This is a genomic window from Rhodococcus sp. NPDC047139 (assembly GCF_040643435.1).
Lineage (GTDB): Bacteria > Actinomycetota > Actinomycetes > Mycobacteriales > Mycobacteriaceae > Rhodococcus.
Genome location: NZ_JBEYUH010000039.1, coordinates 2,026 through 5,253, shown reverse-complemented (window position 1 = coordinate 5,253; position 3,228 = coordinate 2,026). Strand labels below are relative to the sequence as shown.

Genomic DNA, 3,228 nt, shown 5'->3' with positions numbered 1-3,228 from the left:
TGTGTGTGTTGTTTCAGATACCGCACAGTGGACGCGTAACATCTTCGTGGTAAGTCCTCGGCCTATTAGTACCGGTCACCTCCACCCATTACTGGGCTTCCAGTTCCGGCCTATCAACCCGGTGGTCTGCCGGGGGCCTTACCCCCTCGAGGGGGTGAGAAACCTCATCTTGGAACAGGCTTCCCGCTTAGATGCTTTCAGCGGTTATCCCTTCCGAACGTAGCCAACCAGCCATGCCCCTGGCGGGACAACTGGCACACCAGAGGTTCGTCCGTCCCGGTCCTCTCGTACTAGGGACAGCCTTCCTCAAGTTTCTAACGCGCGCGGCGGATAGAGACCGAACTGTCTCACGACGTTCTAAACCCAGCTCGCGTGCCGCTTTAATGGGCGAACAGCCCAACCCTTGGGACCTACTCCAGCCCCAGGATGCGACGAGCCGACATCGAGGTGCCAAACCATCCCGTCGATATGGACTCTTGGGGAAGATCAGCCTGTTATCCCCGGGGTACCTTTTATCCGTTGAGCGACACCGCTTCCACATGCCGGTGCCGGATCACTAGTCCCGACTTTCGTCCCTGCTCGACCTGTCAGTCTCACAGTCAAGCTCCCTTGTGCACTTGCACTCGACACCTGATTGCCAACCAGGCTGAGGGAACCTTTGGGCGCCTCCGTTACATTTTGGGAGGCAACCGCCCCAGTTAAACTACCCACCAGGCACTGTCCCTGAACCAGATCATGGTCCGAGGTTAGATATCCAATACGATCAGAGTGGTATTTCAACAACGACTCCACCACCACTGGCGTGGCCGCTTCACAGTCTCCCACCTATCCTACACAAACCGAACCGAACACCAATACCAAGCTATAGTGAAGGTCCCGGGGTCTTTTCGTCCTGCCGCGCGTAACGAGCATCTTTACTCGTAATGCAATTTCGCCGAGTCTGTGGTCGAGACAGCAGAGAAGTCGTTACGCCATTCGTGCAGGTCGGAACTTACCCGACAAGGAATTTCGCTACCTTAGGATGGTTATAGTTACCACCGCCGTTTACTGGGGCTTAAATTCTCAGCTTCGCCACCGAAATGGCTAACCGGTCCTCTTAACCTTCCAGCACCGGGCAGGCGTCAGTCCGTATACATCGTCTTACGACTTCGCACGGACCTGTGTTTTTAGTAAACAGTCGCTTCTCTCTGGTCTCTGCGACCACCCCCAGCTCACGGAGAAAATCCGATCACCAGACGTGGTCCCCCTTCTCCCGAAGTTACGGGGGCATTTTGCCGAGTTCCTTAACCACAGTTCTCTCGATCGCCTCGGTATTCTCTACCTGACCACCTGTGTCGGTTTGGGGTACGGGCCGTGTACCAACTCACTAGAGGCTTTTCTCGGCAGCATAGGATCACTGAATTCCCCTCAACGGGTACGCATCACCTCTCAGGCTATCTGTGACACGGATTTGCCTATGTCACGCCCTACCGGCTTACACCAGGACATCCACCACCTGGCCCAGCTACCTTCCTGCGTCACCCCATCGCTTGACTACTACAATCAGGGTCCCGTGCAGCCATCCCCCGAGCCCCCGAAGGGACACAGGAGACTTTTGGACGGTTAGCACAACTGATTCGCCATTGGGCGCGGATACACGGGTACGGGAATATCAACCCGTTGTCCATCGACTACGCCTGTCGGCCTCGCCTTAGGTCCCGACTCACCCTGGGCGGATTAACCTGGCCCAGGAACCCTTGGTCATCCGGCGGACGAGTTTCTCACTCGTCTTTCGCTACTCATGCCTGCATTCTCACTCGCATGGCCTCCACACCTGGATCACTCCGGCGCTTCTGTGGCCACACGACGCTCCCCTACCCATCCACACACCTGGCTCCCTCCCCGTAGGAAGAAAGCAGGCTCATGTGAATGCCGCGGCTTCGGCGGTGTACTTGAGCCCCGCTACATTGTCGGCGCAGAACCACTTGACCAGTGAGCTATTACGCACTCTTTCAAGGGTGGCTGCTTCTAAGCCAACCTCCTGGTTGTCTCAGCGATCCCACATCCTTTTCCACTTAGTACACGCTTAGGGGCCTTAGCCGGCGATCTGGGCTGTTTCCCTCTCGACTACGAAGCTTATCCCCCGCAGTCTCACTGCCGCGCTCTCACTCACCGGCATTCGGAGTTTGGCTGATTTCGGTAAGCTTGTGGGCCCCCTAGACCATCCAGTAGCTCTACCTCCGGTGAGAAACACGCGACGCTGCACCTAAATGCATTTCGGGGAGAACCAGCTATCACGGAGTTTGATTGGCCTTTCACCCCTACCCACAACTCATCCCCTCAGTTTTCAACCTAAGTGGGTTCGGGCCTCCACGACGTCTTACCATCGCTTCACCCTGGCCATGGGTAGATCACTCCGCTTCGGGTCTAGAACATGCCACTACGACCGCCCTATTCGGACTCGCTTTCGCTACGGCTACCCCACACGGGTTAACCTCGCGACATGCCACTAACTCGCAGGCTCATTCTTCAAAAGGCACGCCATCACCAACCAACCACCAAAGGTTGCATCAGCTCTGACGGATTGTAAGCGCACGGTTTCAGGTACTATTTCACTCCCCTCCCGGGGTACTTTTCATCTTTCCCTCACGGTACTAGTCCGCTATCGGTCACCAGGGAGTATTCAGGCTTATCGGGTGGTCCCGACAGATTCACACCGGATTTCACGGGCCCGGTGCTACTCGGGTATTCGCATCGACAGTCACCATGTTTTCGTCTACGGGATTCTCACCCTCTACGACAGGCCGTTCCAGACCACTTCGACTAACACGATGATTTCTCACTGTCGGCCGGCTCAGCAGCGCCGACACAACGAACCCCACAACCCCACGAATGCAACGCCTGCCAGCTATCACACACCCATGGTTTAGCCTCATCCGCTTTCGCTCGCCACTACTCACGGAATCACATGTTGTTTTCTCTTCCTGTGGGTACTGAGATGTTTCACTTCCCCACGTTCCCTCCACACACCCTATATATTCAGATGCGGGTAACACGACATCACTCGTGCTGGGTTTCCCCATTCGGAAATCCTCGGATCACAGCTCGGTTGACAGCTCCCCGAGGCATATCGCAGCCTCCCACGTCCTTCATCGGCTCCTGGTGCCAAGACATCCACCGTACGCTCATAAACACTTACAACAAAGATGCTCGCGTCCACTGTGCAGTTCTCAAACAACACACAACACT

At 56.0% G+C, this 3,228-nt stretch carries 1 rRNA gene; it reads right to left on the bottom strand.

What is annotated here, in order from left to right:
- Positions 1–45 precede the first annotated feature (45 nt).
- Positions 46–3,180, bottom strand: a 23S ribosomal RNA gene (locus ABZ789_RS22540).
- Positions 3,181–3,228 lie beyond the last annotated feature (48 nt).